The organism is Gaetbulibacter aestuarii (genome assembly GCF_039537665.1).
In the GTDB taxonomy this organism is placed as follows: Bacteria; Bacteroidota; Bacteroidia; order Flavobacteriales; family Flavobacteriaceae; genus Gaetbulibacter_A; species Gaetbulibacter_A aestuarii.
Map to the genome: position 1 here is coordinate 1,749,570 of NZ_BAABAY010000001.1, position 15,317 is coordinate 1,764,886.

The following is a 15,317-nucleotide window of genomic DNA, read 5'->3' on the forward strand; positions in this document are numbered from 1 at the left end:
TTTGTATATTAGTTAATTACACTACATTGATCGAGTTTTATTTCTTCTAACAAATCGTCATAACCTATTAAACGACCTTTGATTTTTAAGGATTGGTTTTCTTTTGGACTGAAATTTAGACCGTTAGTAAACTGGCAGAAGACAGCGCCACTCAAGGTAATACTTACATCATTAATCGAACTCACTGGCCCGGAAACCTGGATGGTTTTGTTCAGGTATTTTTTTTCAGCTTTTGAGGGGTCCGAAGAAAATTCACCTATTAGTTCCTTTGAGCTCACTATAAAAACAGCTGATTCTTCTTTAATATTTCTATGGTCGTGATAGACATATTTATAGCCTATAAATCCCAGAATTATTAAAATAATTAGAATAGCAATGCTTTTTTTCATTTGAAAAGGAATTAATAGATATATAATATTCAAAACAAAAATATGGGCTCAAAGGAATCAATTAAACATTACTATTTCCTTTCAAAGCCCATATCTCTTATCTTTTTTTATTTAAATTAAGGCGTAGGTGTCAAACTAAGCGTTCCTGCATCAGTCACTTCACCAACTGAAACCTCAACTTCGATAGTAAACTCATCATAACCATTTTCGTTTACTTTTATAGTGTAACTTCCTTCAGAAATACCTTGAAACAAGAAATTACCCTGAGCGCCCGTCATAGTATCTGTAACCTTTTCGTTATTTGAATCATAAAGGTTTACGGTTACATTATCTAGAGCATTTTGAGCATCATCCAATATTAGACCGCTAATAGAACCGGAGTTCACTTCAGCATTTACTTTAATTACGGGTTTAAGATTATACATACCAGTAGTTCCCGCCTCTACTACAGATTCGCTTACTACCCAGTCCAGAATAAAGGTATACGTAAAGCCACCTTCCAGTTTTGTATTTAAGTTTAATTTTAATCCGGACTGTAAGGCGCTTGGTGTATCTAAAGGAATCAATTCGTCAATACCTTCTAATTTAAGGGTATTGTTGTCTCCTAAAACCAAACGAATTTGATGCATCATTCCTGCAGGAATAATTTGGTCGGCAAGTATTAAGCTATTTCCTGCAACAAGCTGAGTGAGATCTACGTTGATTGGATAACCACTTGCGGGAGTAAAACTTTTCCAGCCAGCTTCACTATCAGTAGTATTGTATTGAATATCTGTGATTTCAACATTGACCTCCTGATAATCTCCCGGCGCATCTACCATTTTAAGCTGTAATCGAGAAGCCGTATCATTGTTGTTACTACAACTTTGCGCAAAGGCGAAAACTATTAGGGTTAAGCAAAAAAGACCGTAGGTTCTTAATTTTTTAAGGTTCATTTTTTTTGGGATTTTTAAGTGGTTTAATTCTAATAACAGTGTTTTTCACTGTTTTATTATAAAACAGTTTAAAAGATGAAATTCCCACCTTAAAAACCGGAAAATTTTATTTTTTTTCATGTTTAATTCTGAATCAAAAAAAGACATTTTACAGGATACTGAAAAACAATTTTTTATACTTTTTTTACTATTTTAATAATCATTAAGCTCTAAACTTACATTGTGTTTTTCTAACGATTTGAGGTGCTCAGTTACTTTAAATTCTGAGGCATCGAAGGCATCACTACGATTTTTAGCATGTTCCTGCCGGGCAATACTTCGCGTATAGCGTCGTACATCTTGTTTTGTTTTTAAGATCAATCCGGGCACTGGAACATTTTTACCGGCATCATTTTTTGCCACCATAGTGAAATATGATGAATTACAATGTTTTTTCTTCCCGGTCTGAATATTTTCTGATTCTACACGAACGCCAATAACCATGGAGGTTCGCCCAGTGAAGTTAACGGAGGCTTTTAAAGTAACCAATTCGCCTACGTCTATAGGATTTAAGAAATCTACACGATTTACCGAAGCCGTTACACAGTAATGCTGAGAGTGTTTTGAAGCACAGGCAAAGGCGATCTGATCCATGAGATTAAGAACAAATCCCCCGTGTATTTTTCCACTAAAATTAGAGTGGGAGGGTAGCATGAGCTGCGTTATGGTTATCTGTGATTCTGAACTGTGTTTAAACATTATTTTGGCGGGTTTATTCGTTGTCTTCCGCGCGCTTTAAAAGCTTTTCATTTTGTTGCTTACTGGCTTTAGCACCTAATGTTTTTAACTTTTCAACGCGTTTAATAAGATTTCCTTTTCCGGTGAGTTTGATCATGGCACTGTCATAAGATTTTTTTACTGTGCCTATTTGATTGCCCACCTTGATCAATTCATCAGTAAGATTTACAAAGGAATCGTATAAGCGTCCGGCCTGGGTGGCAATCTCAATAGCATTTTCTTTTTGTTTTTCATTTTGCCACATACTGTCAATCGTTTTTAAGACCGCCAATAATGTTGTAGGCGTTACAATAATGATATTTTTATCGAAAGCATCCGCATATAAATTAGGATATTCCATGGACGCAATGGCAAAGGCTGATTCAATCGGAATAAAGAGCAATACAAAATCCGGACTCTCCATTTCATAGAGTTGGTGATAATTTTTTTCGGCTAATTCGCTCACTCGTTTTTTTACAGAAAGCACATGATTTTTTAAATGCGATGGTTTATCCACTTCCTCAACTTCATTTATGTATCGTTCATAAGCTACAAGCGAAACTTTGGAATCCACAATGAGTTTTTTATCGCCCGGTAAATGAATGATCACATCGGGCATAACCCGTTTACCTTCTTCAGTAGTAAAACTTTGCTGAATAAAATATTCACTGTCTTTGCGCAATCCACTACGCTCAAGCACACGTTCCAAAACCAATTCGCCCCAGTTCCCCTGCATTTTAGTATCGCCTTTTAATGCTTTGGTTAAATTCAGGGTTTCCTTGCTCATTTGTTCATTGAGTTCTTTCAAGCCCAAAATTTGACGGCGTAGATCGGCGCTACGGTTAATATCCTCTTTGTTGGTTTCTTCCACGCGTTTTTCAAAATGCTGGATCTTTTCCTGAAGGGGTTTTAAAATAGCATCGAGATTTTCTTTGTTTTGGGTTGTGAATTTCGTTGACTTTTCATCTAGAATTTTATTAGCTAAATTTTCGAATTCCTTGGTAAATTTTTCCTGAAGCTTTTCAACCTCGGCTTTTTGCTCTTCGTTTTTCTGTTCCAGATGCTCGAAATCGGCATTTTTACGAACTAATTCCGCACTTAAAGCTTCTTTTTCCTGACGGATCGCATCGCGCTCCAGTGAAAGTTTATCCAGAGTGTTCTTTAATTCTTCGTAGCTGTTATTCAGCTGGGTCAGACGTTCCTGTAAGGCACTCAGATTGCTTTTGCTTTTTAAATTACTTATGGTGAAACCTACAAAGGCACCGATGCCTCCGGAAATAAGTATGGCTAGAATGAGGATTATACTTTCGTTCATTTAAAATTTGAAGTTTATCCAAAGATAAAATTTTTAAATGAAGGAGGTTCCGAAAATTACAGGCTAATTTTCAACAAAAATAATCTTAGAAAAGATGTGGAAAGTTCTTTAATTAAGCCGTTTGCAAGTACTTTTTCGATACGAATTCGAAACTGAAATACATTAAGGCAGCGTAGAATACATCACCAATTAACGAGTTTCTAAAGAAAGGTATAGCCAAAGTATAACACTCAATTAAACCATCAATTGTTTTGGGATAACCAATCAACCAAACTCCAAAATTAGTAATAATGAAAAAACTAATACTGGAAAGTAAAACACTGGTTACACTCATTTTTTTGGAGGTCATTCCAATAATACCAACCAAAATGAAGGCGGCATACACAAAAATTGAAATGGTGTGAAAGCCTAAAAACAGGTCTGAAACTGCCATAGCCAATAAAGGTACAAGCAATGCTAACTTTTTATTATTGAAATACACACCGGAAAATAATGCCATTGCGGTAATGGGCGTTACATTAGGTAAATGCGGAAAAAGTCTGATTACTGCTGCAACTAATATGAATAAAAGTAAAACGATTTGTTTTTTATTAAGCATAGCCTTATCGGTTATTTTTTTGATACATCAAAAGTAATATTATTTGATTTAACAATAAAATATAAAAATAGATTTTTAATTTTACGTCGAATTTTGGTTTTTTCCGCTTAACGCGGAAAAATTAAAAGGGAATCCGGTGAAATTCCGGAACTGTTCCCGCAACTGTAAGCTACAAAGCTTCATGTTCAACTTCGATGTCACTGTCACGCCAAGGCGTGATGGGAAGACCAACATGAAGACGCAAGTCAGGAGACCTGCCTTATTCAAACAAATAAGTTAAACTTTCGGGATAAAAGTTTGCGTATGCTAATCCATGCGATTCTCGAGCAATTAAAATTAAAATGACCAAAAAAACACCAACTTTGGGTGTTATTTTGTTGGGGCTGAGCCTTAGTGGTTTTGCGCAACAAACTGATTCTACCAAAGTACAACAACTTGATGAAGTTGTGATCACCGATTCACGCTTTGAATTAAAACGTGAAAATTCCGGAAAAACGGTAATTAAGATTACCTCTGAAGACATTCAAAGAAATCAAGGCAGAACGATTTCAGAACTTATCAATACTAAGGGCGGTATTGAAATTAATGGTAGCCGCAGTGTGGCCGGGCAAAACCTGGGATATTTTGTTCGTGGTGGTAATAACCGCCAGGTTTTGATCCTTATTGATGGCATTCAGGTGAATGATCCTTCGCTTGTAAGTAATGATTTTGACTTGCGATTACTGGACTTGAATACTATCGAATCTATTGAAATTATTAAAGGTGCTGCAAGTACCCTGTATGGAAATGCAGCGGCCACAGCTGTAATTAACATTACCACTAAAAAAGCAGATTCAGAACCGGTTTCAGGTCATTTTTTAACTGTCATTGGTACCAACCAATCTCAAGATCAACAAAACAACGATATACATAGTTTTAAGAATAACGCAGCCGTTAGTGGAACTCTGGATAAGTTTAGTTATCTCGCCAGTTTTGGTAATCGCTATGAAGATGGTTTATCTGCGGCGAAAGGCCTAAATGCTGAAAAAGATCCCTTTTCCAGGTTTAACACCAATTTAAAACTAGGCTATGTTTTTTCTGAAGCGTTTTCATTAACCGCTTTCGGGAGTTATGGTAAATTTAAAACGAATTTTGACGGTTATCCACCACCAAATTATACACTGGCCGATACCAATGATAAATATAACTCAGAGCAAGGCAGAGTAGCTTTAGCGCCTAAATTTGACTACAAAAATGGATCACTACAGGTGAATGCTGCTTTTACAAGGATACATCGTGAGACCATTTCGGCGTTTCCAACCATAAATGATGCTCAAAGTTTGCAGGTTGATCTATTCAATAAATATGTTTTTGATGAAAAGTTTTACACGATCATAGGTGTAGATCATGGTGATTATCGCGCCGAATACAATCAGGAGGAAAGTTACACCACCACCGATCCGTATGTTAATGTGGTGTATGTTTCTGATTTCGGATTAAACCTTAATGCCGGGACTAGATTAAATAATCATAGTGCTTATGGGAGTCATTTGGTTTACAGTATAAATCCGTCGTATAAATTATCGGTTAATAATGGGTATGCAAAGATATTTGGGTCGTATGCTACTAGTTTTATAGCGCCGAATTTATCTCAGCTTTACGGATATTTCGGACCAAATCCGGATTTGCAGCCTGAGGAAAATACTACCATTGAGACCGGTTTAGCTTATAATTCTAATAAGGGATTTAAGGTGAGCGGATTGTTTTTCAATAGAAATGAAAAAAACACTATTATTTATACGAACCAATATGAAAATGCGGGCTCTGAAGCTACGGTTCAAGGCGTGGAAATCGAAGTGTCTTACGAAGGTTTAGAAAATTTCAGTTTTAATGGGAATTATGCATTTACGGAAGTAAAAGATGCGGCTCGCCTTAGGGTACCTAAACAAAAGATTAATGCTGGTGTAGGCTATGATTTTTCAAAAAATACGTTTGCATCTGTGAATTATCAGTATGTAGGAAAACGTCAGGATCTTGATTTTTCAAGTTATCAAAATGTCAATCTGAAACCTTTCTCATTGTTTGATATGTATTTCAGCCATAGATTCCTGAATCAGAAATTAAAAGCCTTTATTTCTGTGACTAATATCTTGAATGAAGATTATGCGGAAATATTAGGTTTTACCAGTAGAGGAAGAAATATCAATTTAGGATTGAATATCAATCTATAGCACCAATTGAAAACAAAAAAGGCGCTTCTTTAAGCGCCTTTTTTATTTGTTTTTTTAATCGATTATTGTTTTAGGAATGATGGTGTTATATACATTTCATTCTCAAACTTCTTTGGAGCTAGTTCAATAGATTGTGCTTCGGATGCCATTTTGGTTGGAGCTACTTTGGTAATATATCCTCGAATATCGTCTAAAGCTGTTTTTAACATGATCTCGTTCATGTCACCAAAAGGGAGAATATTATCCCAGTATTCATATTCTTTAACCTCAATATCCGGAGTAAAACCTAAGGTATAATCACTTTGCATATCCTTGTTAAAAATTTTAAAAACGATGGGTTGCATGGCATTCAAATGGCCAGCATTAGCTGAATTGATATCGGTATAGTCAGAACCGGGAGAATCATAAAGGGTTATAGATCCCACATTTTTACCGTAGGTTGTAGTACCAATAAGTTTAACAGGCATATAAGCTTTAAGGCCATTGATGATCATTTCACTGGCAGAGGCCGTACCACCGGAGGTCAAAACATAAAGTTGATTCAGTGTAGTTAAACGATTTATCGTTTCTGTCCCGGTTTTGTTATAATCGGCGTCGTAAACATTTAAGGTATTGGTGAAGTTATAAGCACCATCTTCATTACTGTGTTTTGCATTAAAATTAAGTTGGGCAAAAACACCTTCTGCTGCATTAGCATCGATCATACTGGCGAGATAGGAACACGTTTCAACAGAGCCACCACCATTTAATCTGAGATCCAGAACCAATTCATCAATTCCCGCACTTTTAAATGTTGCAAAGGCAGCATTCAATTCGGAATGGTAGGCGCTTCTAAAACCATTATACACCAAATAGCCTACTTTTTTTCCTTCAATATTATCAAAAACTTTAGCTAAAACTACCGGATTGTCAAATATAAGTCGCTTTGTTAAGGTTTTATCTCCTGCGGCAGTAAGCGTACCATTACTGACAGTAACAAATGAAAAAGTTACCGTGCTATTATCAAGGTTATTGATAATGGTACTGAAATTAGAAGTATTAAGTGATGTGCCATCAATACCACTAATGATATCACCACGCAAAATACCGGCATCTTTAGCAGGAGAATCGGAACTTACATATTCTATGTACATAATGACATCGCCGTTCGCGTTAATTTGAACAGGTTGAAAACGAATTCCAAAAGCTTCGGAAATACCTTGAAAGGATTGTAGTTGTTCAATATAGTTATCTACGAACCATGAAAAACGGTCTACTGTACCATATTGATAGCGTAAACTATTAAAAAGTTGTTCAGGAGAACTATACTGATCTAAATAGGCTTGATATTGCGAGGCATTATCATCTTTTGTGTCATCCAGATTAGGAACGTCGGTCTGCCAGTAGTACCAGGAATTCATACCTTTCCATACAAAATCATTGATGGAGTTGGTTGCGATCAGTGAATCATCATTATCTTTAAAACAGCTAACAGCTAAAAATGATACAAATACTGTGAGAATTAGGGCTTTTATTGTCTTCATATTGTAAAATTAGGGAGTCTATTAAAACTTAAAAGTACAATCAATATTGTATTATAAAAAATTTTTGTAACAAAAGAGATATATAATCGTCGTGATATTAAACGGCCTTATTAAGGCTTTTTGAACAAACCAAACCAAGAAATGACTCAAACGGAGTTTTTAAATATTGTAATGCCTTTTAAGGATAAAGTATTTCGATTAGCAAAACGCTTATTGATTTCAACCGAAGAAGCCGAAGACGCGACGCAGGAAATACTTTTGAAATTGTGGAATAATAAAGCGAAAATGCAAGACTATAAAAATGTAGAAGCATTTTCGATGACGATGACCAAGAACTTTTGTTATGATAAGTTGAAGTCGAAACAGGCGCAAAACCTGAAACTGGTTCACAGTAATTATGAAGACAACAATACGTCGTTACAAAAACAGTTGGAGTATAAAGATAGCGTAAACTGGGTAGCACGCATCATCGAAGAATTACCCGAACAACAGCGCATGATTATTCAACTACGCGATGTAGAAGAATATGATTACGATGAGATCGCAAAAATGCTGGATATGAATAATACGGCAGTTCGCGTAAACTTATCAAGAGCGAGAAAAACAATTAGAGAAAGATTAACTAATACGCATAATTATGGTATTAAATAGCATAGAAAAGTTACTCGAAAAATACGAGAACGGTGAGACATCTCTTAAAGAAGAGCAAGTATTAAAAAACTATTTTCAAAGCGATAACGTTGCACCACATTTGGAAATGTACAAACCGATGTTCGACTATTTTTTGGTAAATAAAGAAGAGCAGTTCACTAAAGACGTTCCATTAAAAACTAAGAAAACGTATTTGTATCAATGGATTTCTGTCGCAGCCGTGGTCGTTCTATTATTAGGAGTATATTTCGGCACCTCAACAAATCGCCAGGATCTGGGTACTTATGATGATCCGCAGTTAGCCTTCAATGCCTTTTCGAAATCCATGAATTTGATTTCAAAAGAATTTAACAAAGGTGCTTCAACTGTAGGTTATCTGGAAGAAGTTAACAAAGGTACTTCAACCCTGGGCTATTTGAATGAGCTCGAAAACTCCACCCAAATTATTTTTAAAAAATAACCTTATCAATCAAAAAAAATGAAAACGTACAACAACTTAAAAACAAGAACAATGAAAAATAGATTAATAGTATTCGTTATGGCCATCATGTTTACACCCTTAGTGGGAATGGCCCAAAGTGACATTTTTGACAAATACAATGATAACCCTGATGTTACTTTTGTATCCATAAAACCAAAAATGTTCCAAATGATCGCTAAAATGGGAATCGATGTGGATGACCCTGAAGCAAAAGCATACATGGATATGGTAAAAAGTATTACCAGCTTTAAAACCATCGTAACCGATAACAAATCGATTGCAGGCGATATCTCTAAATGGGTAAAAGGTCGTGCCGGTTCCTTAGAAGAACTTATGGAAGTAAAAGATGAAGGTACTGAAGTGAAATTCTACGTGAAAGAAGGCAGAGATGCCGACCACGTTCAGGAGCTTTTGATCTTCGTTAATGGTATCGACAAGGTTATGGATGATAAAATTGAGATCAACGGAAAGGAACGTAAAATTGAAACCGTAGTCGTTTCATTAACCGGTGATATCGATCTTAATGAAATCTCTAGATTAACCAACCAGATGAATATTCCTGGTGGCGATAAATTAGAGAAAAAGAGCTAAAATTAAAGTCATTCATCAATCAAAAAACAAATCCATCAACTAAAAAACGAGCAGTTCAATTTGCTAATAGATCTTACGGTTTGTTAGCAAATTGCTTCTGTTTTTAAAATCTAATTCATCATGAAATCAATTAAAAATTCATTATTCATTCTGTTTCTCGGTTTACTTCTTGTTGGCTGTAGTTCAGGAGCCAGTTTGCAAACTTATTTTGTAGATAAACAAGAAACTAAAAACTTTATATCTCAGGATATTCCATTATCAATGGTTAAAGTTGATCAATCGAAATTCAATGAGGAACAAAAAGAAGCTTATAATTCGGTAAGTCGTCTGAATTTTTTGGGGTATAAGGTTGATGAAAAAAATATTGATAGTTATAATGCAGAAGTTGAAACCGTTAAAGCCATCCTGGATCAGCCTAAATACAAGGAATTAATGGAGTTTAATGATAAAGGAACCAAAGTGGTGGTAAAGTATATTGGTTCTGATGAAGATGCCGATGAGGTGGTATTATTCGGAAGCTCTAAAACGATGGGTTTCGCTGTTGTGCGTTTGCTTGGGAATGATATGAGTCCTGATAAAATGATGACATTAATGCAGGCCATGCAAACATCAGATATGGACGGAAGTCAGATTAAAGATATTATGAATTTCTTCAATTAACTAAAAGCGAACAAAACTGTTTGATAGCAAAAAAGAAACGCCTTAATCAGGCGTTTTTTTTATGATTGATCTTTTTGGTTTGGGGTGTCGTTCTTGTTGAAAAAAACTTGAATCACAATAGTAATGAGAACTATGGAAACACAAGTTAATACGATAAAATTATTGAGTACGCCCAGTATTCCGGTTACAAAAATACCGGCTGCAAGAATACCACAGAGTATAAGTGTGATTTTATTACTTAACATATTAAATACCGGTGTAATTACTTGGTGTAATTTGTTTTAATTCTGCTTTCAAATCCTCAGAAACATCAAGCGTATCTATAAAATCTGAAATAGAATTTTGATTTATTTTTTCATTGGTTCGGGTCAATCCTTTTAAGGCTTCATAAGGGTTTGGATAGCCTTCACGACGCAAGATAGTTTGGATCGCCTCAGCAACAACGGCCCAGTTGTTTTCAAGATCCTGTGCAAATTTTGCTTCGTTCAATAATAATTTACTTAAACCTTTTAAAGTTGATTTAAAAGCTATGATGGTGTGTCCAAAGGGAACACCTATATTTCGCAATACCGTACTATCGGTAAGATCGCGCTGCAAACGAGAAATAGGCAATTTTGCTGATAAATGCTCAAATAAAGCATTGGCAATACCTAAATTTCCTTCACTGTTTTCAAAATCGATAGGATTTACTTTATGAGGCATGGCACTGCTTCCTACTTCGCCTTTTTTTATTTTTTGTTTGAAGTAATCCATAGAAACATAGGTCCATATATCGCGATCAAGATCGATAAGGATCGTGTTAATGCGTTTCATGGCATCAAATAAAGCTGCCATGTGATCATAATGCTCAATCTGGGTAGTCGGGAATGAATGGTGTAACCCAAGTGATTTTTCTACGAACGCTGTTCCGAAAGCTTTCCAATCGATATCCGGATAAGCCACATGATGCGCATTGTAATTACCGGTAGCACCACCAAATTTAGCGGCATTTGGGATCGTTTTTAACTGTTCAAGTTGTCCTTCAAGGCGCACCACAAATACATTGATTTCTTTACCCAATCGACTCGGGGAAGCGGGTTGCCCATGAGTTCTTGCTAGCATCGATATGTTAGCCCAGTTCGCAGCTAATTGTTTAAGCGTGTCAATTAAAGTCTGTAATTCGGGAATATAAACTTCCTGAACAGCCTCCTTAATACTTAGAGGAATAGCGGTATTGTTTATATCCTGTGAAGTGAGTCCGAAGTGAATAAATTCTTTATAAGCACTCAAATTAAGGGCTTCAAACTTTTCCTTAATAAAGTATTCAACTGCCTTAACATCATGATTGGTAATACGCTCTATCAATTTTATCTTTTCAGCATCTTTGGTGTTGAAATCCTTGTAAATAGATCTTAAGGAATCAAAGTTGTTTTTATCAATTGTCTGAAGCTGAGGAAGTGGAATATTACATAAAGCGATAAAATATTCAATTTCAACCAAAACCCTGTATTTAATTAAGGCTTCTTCCGAATAATAATTGGCCAGGACGTTTACTTTAGAGCGGTACCTTCCATCAATCGGTGAAATGGCATTTAATGCAGACAGTGACATGCTTTTAAATTTTGAAAAGGCAAAGATAGGTATTTGTAAAGCGAATACCGAATTCCAAAATATGAATTTTTATTAGATGTCATCTGAATTAAAATTAATATCTTAGATTAAAATTTTTCCCTATGAAATTAGTAACAGCCCTTATGGTTTTTTGTTTTTTTCAATTTTCATCTTCACAAGTTTATAAAAAATCCGAACCTTTTGCACATACCTTTTCAATTGTTGCACGAGATACTGTTACCGGAAATATTGGTGTGGCCGTACAATCACATTGGTTCAGTGTAGGTACAACCGTTACATACGCTGAGGCTGGTGTAGGAGTGGTGGCAACGCAGTCTTTGGTAAATCCAAGTTATGGCCCCAAAGGTCTGGCATTAATGAAACAAGGCCTATCGCCGCAACAGGCCTTGGATGCTTTAATAGCAAATGATCCGGGAGAGATGTATCGTCAGGTTGCTTTTTTGAACACTAAAGGTGAGGTGGCTACTCATACCGGTAGCGCTTGCATTGAAGAGGCCGGTCATGTTCAGGGAAAGAATTTTTCTGCTCAGGCCAACATGATGTTAAAGAATACGGTTTGGGATGCTATGGCCAAAGCCTTTGAAACTACTAAAGGCGATTTTAATGATCGTATTATTGCGGCTCTGGAAGCTGCACAGGGTGAGAAAGGCGATATTAGAGGAAGCCAGTCAGCTGCTATTTTAATTGTAAAACCCGTGGCTACCGGAAATTCTTGGGAAGATGTGGTTATGGATTTGCGTGTTGAAGATAATCCGCATCCGGTTCAGGAATTAAAACGTTTGGTAAAGCTTCAAAAAGCATACGATTTTATGAATGATGGTGATCTGGCCATGGAAGCCGGCGATTCTAAAAAAGCCGAAGCATTATACTTGAGCGCTCAAAAACTTTTTCCTGAAAATCTGGAAATGCGTTATTGGTATGCCGTTAATTTGTTGAATAATAAACAATATGACATGGCACATCCTATTCTGAAATCTATTTTCGAACAGGAACCAAACTGGAAAACATTGACCAAAAGAATCGTAAAAAACAAACTTTTAGTTATTCCGAAGGAAGAACTGGAAAAAGTCATGAATCTTTAAAATAGTTACAATGTCAAAAACAAAAAAAATTCTATTCACGATTTTAGCTATCGTGATTATCGCTCAATTCTTTGGTCCGAAAAAGAATCACGGCGATAAATCGAAAGTAAACGCTTTTTATGCTGAAACGAATCCGCCTGAGGCTGTAAAGATAACCTTAAGTGAATCCTGTTTTGATTGTCATTCTGATTATACCGAATACCCCGCTTATAATCATATTACACCTGTAAATTATTATCTGGCATCGCACATTAATGAAGCTAAAGAGCATTTGAACTTTTCAGAATGGAATACCTATTCCAACAAGAAAAAAGCGAAAAAAATCGAGCATATTGCCAAGTCGGTTACGGAAGGCTGGATGCCACTGGACTCTTATCAATGGATGCATCCACGTGCTAATCTCACCAGCGATCAGGTTGCTGCCGTTACAGATTGGACCAAGCGTATGACCGTGAAATACAATATGGGTTCACAGCCGCAATAACAGTTAAACACGCATAAATATTTTCTTCGATAAGCGAGGCCTAGCTCATGAATAAAACCTTACTCATTATCGGGTTTGTTTGGCCGGAGCCTAAAAGCTCTGCTGCCGGAAGCCGGATGATGCAACTCATTTATTTTTTTAAGAGTGAAGGGTATCAGATCACTTTTGCATCAAGTAGTTCCAGAACAGAAAGGTCTTCTAATTTGGAGCAATTTGGTATTTCTCTAAAGCAGATTGAACTAAATAACGCCTCCTTCGATAAATTTATTGAAACATTGCAACCTGAAGTCGTTTTGTTCGATAGGTTTATGACTGAAGAACAATTTGGCTGGCGCGTTGCTGAACATTGTCCAAAAGCCTTACGCATTTTGGATACAGAAGACTTACATGGTTTGCGTAAAGCTCGTGAATTGGCTTATAAATCAGGTAAGCCCTGGGAAGATTCCTTTTTGGTAAACGATATTTCCAAGCGTGAAATTGCTAGCATTTTTAGAAGCGATCTTAGTTTGATTATTTCTGAGGTTGAGATGGATTTGCTAGACCAATATTTTAAAGTAGATAAAAGCTTATTGCACTATTTACCATTTTTATTGGATTCAATTTCCAAAACCGATATTGAAGACTCACCGGAATTTGAAAATCGTCAAAACTTTATAACTATTGGTAATTTTTTACATGAACCCAATTATCAAAGTGTCCTTTATTTAAAAGAAGAGATTTGGCCTCTCATTAGAAAGAAGTTACCAAAAGCAGAACTTCATATTTATGGTGCCTACGCTTCTCAAAAGGTCGATCAGCTTCACAATGTCAAAGAAGGCTTTTTAATTAAAGGGTTTGCCGAGGATGCTATTGAAGTTATGAAGCAAGCAAGAGTTTGCCTTGCAGCTTTACCATTTGGTGCCGGCTTAAAAGGAAAGGTAATCGATGCTATGCAATCCGGAACGCCTTGTGTTATGAGCTCCGTTGCAGCAGAGGGAATATTTGGGGATTTTCAATACAACGGTTTTGTAACGGATATTCCCGAGGAATTCGCAGAGAAAGCCATCGCACTTTATTCTAAAACTTCACTTTGGGAGGACAAGCATATGGCCGGATTTAAAGTTATTAACCAACGCTTTAACAAGCTCTATTTTTACGACCTGTTTTCAGAAAAACTAAGGGAATTCCGGGAAAATTTAGAGATTTATCGTCAACAGAATTTTATAGGTCAAATGCTTCAGCATCATCAGTTGCAAAGCACTAAGTATCTCAGTAAATGGATCGAGGAAAAGAATAAGGAAAAGACATAATTTTTCACCTATAAATTAAAAAGAGAAATGGCCTTTCTAACACCGGTTGTGGCTGGTTCAGCAATAACAGTGAGGCGCGAGCTGCCTGTAATGTTAGGTTTAGGATCTATAAAATAAACCTGAGTTTCATCGGGGATATAGTGAATTAGTCCGGCTGCGGGATACACTTGCATCGAGGTTCCGATGATCATTAGGATATCTGCCTTCTGGCATGTATCAATGGCTTTTCCCATCATGGGAACATCTTCACCAAACCATACCACATGAGGGCGTAATTGGTGTCCTCTTTCACAAGTATCACCTAAATGCAGGTCTTTACGCCAAGGTTTTATATCTGAAGGATTATAAGTACTACGAACTTTAAACAACTCGCCATGTAAATGAATGACTCTAGAACTACCGGCACGCTCATGCAGATCGTCAATATTTTGGGTAATGATACTTACTTTATAGTCCTTTTCTAAACCTGCCAATGCTTTATGAGCCGCATTAGGCTTTGCATCTTGAAGTTGTCTTCTACGTTGATTGTAAAAGTCTAAAACAAGTTCCGGGTTTTTAGCAAATCCTTGCGGCGAGGCTACTTGCATCACATCATGACCTTCCCATAAGCCATTTTCATCTCTAAAAGTTTTAAGTCCGCTTTCGGCACTCATACCGGCGCCTGTTAATACCACAATATGTTCCATAGCCTAAAATTAACCATTATTTCGTATTTTTTGAAATACCTTACTTTTGTTCTTTT

Annotated in this window: 17 protein-coding genes and 1 riboswitch; of the genes, 8 read left to right on the top strand and 9 right to left on the bottom strand. The window is 36.3% G+C overall.

The genetic code is table 11. The features are described 5' to 3' along the window. Window positions 1–8 precede the first annotated feature (8 nt). The 5 genes from ABD682_RS07905 to ABD682_RS07925 all read right to left on the bottom strand — a co-directional run bounded on the left by ABD682_RS07905 (window position 9) and on the right by ABD682_RS07925 (window position 3,993). Complete coding sequence (locus ABD682_RS07905) at window positions 9–389, bottom strand: OB-fold protein (protein WP_344740585.1); 381 nt, start codon at window positions 387–389, stop codon at window positions 9–11. 116 nt (window positions 390–505) lie between these two features. Next, window positions 506–1,324, bottom strand: coding sequence for a DUF4382 domain-containing protein (locus ABD682_RS07910; protein WP_344740587.1), 819 nt, complete (start codon window positions 1,322–1,324; stop codon window positions 506–508). Between the two features lie 192 nt (window positions 1,325–1,516). Next, on the bottom strand, window positions 1,517–2,062 hold the full coding sequence (locus tag ABD682_RS07915; protein ID WP_344740588.1) for an acyl-CoA thioesterase: 546 nt from the start codon (window positions 2,060–2,062) through the stop codon (window positions 1,517–1,519). 13 nt (window positions 2,063–2,075) lie between these two features. Beyond that, a complete protein-coding gene (locus tag ABD682_RS07920; protein ID WP_344740590.1) occupies window positions 2,076–3,395 on the bottom strand; it encodes a DNA recombination protein RmuC in 1,320 nt (439 codons plus the stop codon). Between the two features lie 112 nt (window positions 3,396–3,507). Further along, window positions 3,508–3,993 carry a DUF6580 family putative transport protein gene (locus tag ABD682_RS07925; RefSeq protein WP_344740591.1) on the bottom strand — a complete coding sequence of 162 codons (486 nt, stop codon included), beginning with the start codon at window positions 3,991–3,993 and terminating at the stop codon, window positions 3,508–3,510. A gap of 77 nt (window positions 3,994–4,070) precedes the next feature. Continuing rightward, a riboswitch (cobalamin riboswitch) is annotated at window positions 4,071–4,269 on the top strand. A gap of 65 nt (window positions 4,270–4,334) precedes the next feature. Between ABD682_RS07925 and ABD682_RS07930 the strand changes: the two genes are divergently transcribed. Then, window positions 4,335–6,203, top strand: a complete 1,869-nt coding sequence (locus ABD682_RS07930; protein ID WP_344740592.1) for a TonB-dependent receptor plug domain-containing protein — start codon at window positions 4,335–4,337, stop codon at window positions 6,201–6,203. Between the two features lie 62 nt (window positions 6,204–6,265). Here ABD682_RS07930 and ABD682_RS07935 read toward each other — a convergent pair whose 3' ends face one another. Then, entirely contained in the window at window positions 6,266–7,726 is a 1,461-nt protein-coding gene (locus tag ABD682_RS07935) for a S41 family peptidase (RefSeq protein ID WP_344740594.1), read from the bottom strand. A gap of 141 nt (window positions 7,727–7,867) precedes the next feature. Here ABD682_RS07935 and ABD682_RS07940 point away from each other — a divergent pair, with 141 nt between their 5' ends. The 4 genes from ABD682_RS07940 (at window position 7,868) to ABD682_RS07955 (ending at window position 10,109) form a co-directional block, all read left to right on the top strand. After that, window positions 7,868–8,377, top strand: a complete 510-nt coding sequence (locus tag ABD682_RS07940; RefSeq protein WP_344740595.1) for an RNA polymerase sigma factor — start codon at window positions 7,868–7,870, stop codon at window positions 8,375–8,377. Continuing rightward, on the top strand, window positions 8,364–8,837 hold the full coding sequence (locus ABD682_RS07945; RefSeq protein WP_344740596.1) for a hypothetical protein: 474 nt from the start codon (window positions 8,364–8,366) through the stop codon (window positions 8,835–8,837). Before ABD682_RS07940 ends, ABD682_RS07945 begins: the two co-directional genes overlap by 14 nt. Before the next feature lie 51 nt (window positions 8,838–8,888). Then, window positions 8,889–9,449, top strand: a complete 561-nt coding sequence (locus tag ABD682_RS07950) for a DUF4252 domain-containing protein (RefSeq protein WP_344740597.1) — start codon at window positions 8,889–8,891, stop codon at window positions 9,447–9,449. Window positions 9,450–9,569: 120 nt separating this feature from the next. Further along, window positions 9,570–10,109, top strand: a complete 540-nt coding sequence (locus tag ABD682_RS07955; RefSeq protein ID WP_344740599.1) for a DUF4252 domain-containing protein — start codon at window positions 9,570–9,572, stop codon at window positions 10,107–10,109. A 59-nt stretch (window positions 10,110–10,168) separates the two neighbouring features. On the opposite strand, the gene ABD682_RS07960 is transcribed toward ABD682_RS07955, so the two are convergent. Both ABD682_RS07960 and purB read right to left on the bottom strand, forming a co-directional pair. Then, entirely contained in the window at window positions 10,169–10,354 is a 186-nt protein-coding gene (locus ABD682_RS07960) for a hypothetical protein (RefSeq protein ID WP_344740601.1), read from the bottom strand. Between the two features lies 1 nt (window position 10,355). Further along, complete coding sequence (gene purB, locus ABD682_RS07965) at window positions 10,356–11,699, bottom strand: adenylosuccinate lyase (RefSeq protein ID WP_344740603.1); 1,344 nt, start codon at window positions 11,697–11,699, stop codon at window positions 10,356–10,358. A gap of 122 nt (window positions 11,700–11,821) precedes the next feature. Between purB and ABD682_RS07970 the strand changes: the two genes are divergently transcribed. Genes ABD682_RS07970 through ABD682_RS07980 form a run of 3 tightly spaced genes read left to right on the top strand, consistent with a single transcriptional unit; the run spans window position 11,822 to window position 14,575 of the window. Next, window positions 11,822–12,802 (top strand): DUF1028 domain-containing protein, encoded by a 981-nt coding sequence (locus ABD682_RS07970; protein WP_344740605.1) that lies wholly within the window; start codon window positions 11,822–11,824, stop codon window positions 12,800–12,802. A 10-nt stretch (window positions 12,803–12,812) separates the two neighbouring features. Continuing rightward, window positions 12,813–13,286 (top strand): heme-binding domain-containing protein, encoded by a 474-nt coding sequence (locus ABD682_RS07975; protein WP_344740606.1) that lies wholly within the window; start codon window positions 12,813–12,815, stop codon window positions 13,284–13,286. Window positions 13,287–13,333: 47 nt separating this feature from the next. Further along, on the top strand, window positions 13,334–14,575 hold the full coding sequence (locus tag ABD682_RS07980) for a glycosyltransferase (RefSeq protein ID WP_344740607.1): 1,242 nt from the start codon (window positions 13,334–13,336) through the stop codon (window positions 14,573–14,575). A gap of 8 nt (window positions 14,576–14,583) precedes the next feature. Here ABD682_RS07980 and ABD682_RS07985 read toward each other — a convergent pair whose 3' ends face one another. Next, window positions 14,584–15,261: an SIR2 family NAD-dependent protein deacylase gene (locus ABD682_RS07985; protein WP_344740608.1), complete on the bottom strand. Its 678-nt coding sequence runs from the start codon at window positions 15,259–15,261 to the stop codon at window positions 14,584–14,586. Window positions 15,262–15,317: the final 56 nt, after the last annotated feature.

Coding starts and splice junctions, on each gene's coding strand:
- ABD682_RS07905 (WP_344740585.1), bottom strand. CDS start 389: ATGAAAAAAAGCATTGCTATTCTAATTATTTTAATAATTCTGGGATTT.
- ABD682_RS07910 (WP_344740587.1), bottom strand. CDS start 1,324: ATGAACCTTAAAAAATTAAGAACCTACGGTCTTTTTTGCTTAACCCTA.
- ABD682_RS07915 (WP_344740588.1), bottom strand. CDS start 2,062: ATGTTTAAACACAGTTCAGAATCACAGATAACCATAACGCAGCTCATG.
- ABD682_RS07920 (WP_344740590.1), bottom strand. CDS start 3,395: ATGAACGAAAGTATAATCCTCATTCTAGCCATACTTATTTCCGGAGGC.
- ABD682_RS07925 (WP_344740591.1), bottom strand. CDS start 3,993: ATGCTTAATAAAAAACAAATCGTTTTACTTTTATTCATATTAGTTGCA.
- ABD682_RS07930 (WP_344740592.1), top strand. CDS start 4,335: ATGACCAAAAAAACACCAACTTTGGGTGTTATTTTGTTGGGGCTGAGC.
- ABD682_RS07935 (WP_344740594.1), bottom strand. CDS start 7,726: ATGAAGACAATAAAAGCCCTAATTCTCACAGTATTTGTATCATTTTTA.
- ABD682_RS07940 (WP_344740595.1), top strand. CDS start 7,868: ATGACTCAAACGGAGTTTTTAAATATTGTAATGCCTTTTAAGGATAAA.
- ABD682_RS07945 (WP_344740596.1), top strand. CDS start 8,364: ATGGTATTAAATAGCATAGAAAAGTTACTCGAAAAATACGAGAACGGT.
- ABD682_RS07950 (WP_344740597.1), top strand. CDS start 8,889: ATGAAAAATAGATTAATAGTATTCGTTATGGCCATCATGTTTACACCC.
- ABD682_RS07955 (WP_344740599.1), top strand. CDS start 9,570: ATGAAATCAATTAAAAATTCATTATTCATTCTGTTTCTCGGTTTACTT.
- ABD682_RS07960 (WP_344740601.1), bottom strand. CDS start 10,354: ATGTTAAGTAATAAAATCACACTTATACTCTGTGGTATTCTTGCAGCC.
- purB (WP_344740603.1), bottom strand. CDS start 11,699: ATGTCACTGTCTGCATTAAATGCCATTTCACCGATTGATGGAAGGTAC.
- ABD682_RS07970 (WP_344740605.1), top strand. CDS start 11,822: ATGAAATTAGTAACAGCCCTTATGGTTTTTTGTTTTTTTCAATTTTCA.
- ABD682_RS07975 (WP_344740606.1), top strand. CDS start 12,813: ATGTCAAAAACAAAAAAAATTCTATTCACGATTTTAGCTATCGTGATT.
- ABD682_RS07980 (WP_344740607.1), top strand. CDS start 13,334: ATGAATAAAACCTTACTCATTATCGGGTTTGTTTGGCCGGAGCCTAAA.
- ABD682_RS07985 (WP_344740608.1), bottom strand. CDS start 15,261: ATGGAACATATTGTGGTATTAACAGGCGCCGGTATGAGTGCCGAAAGC.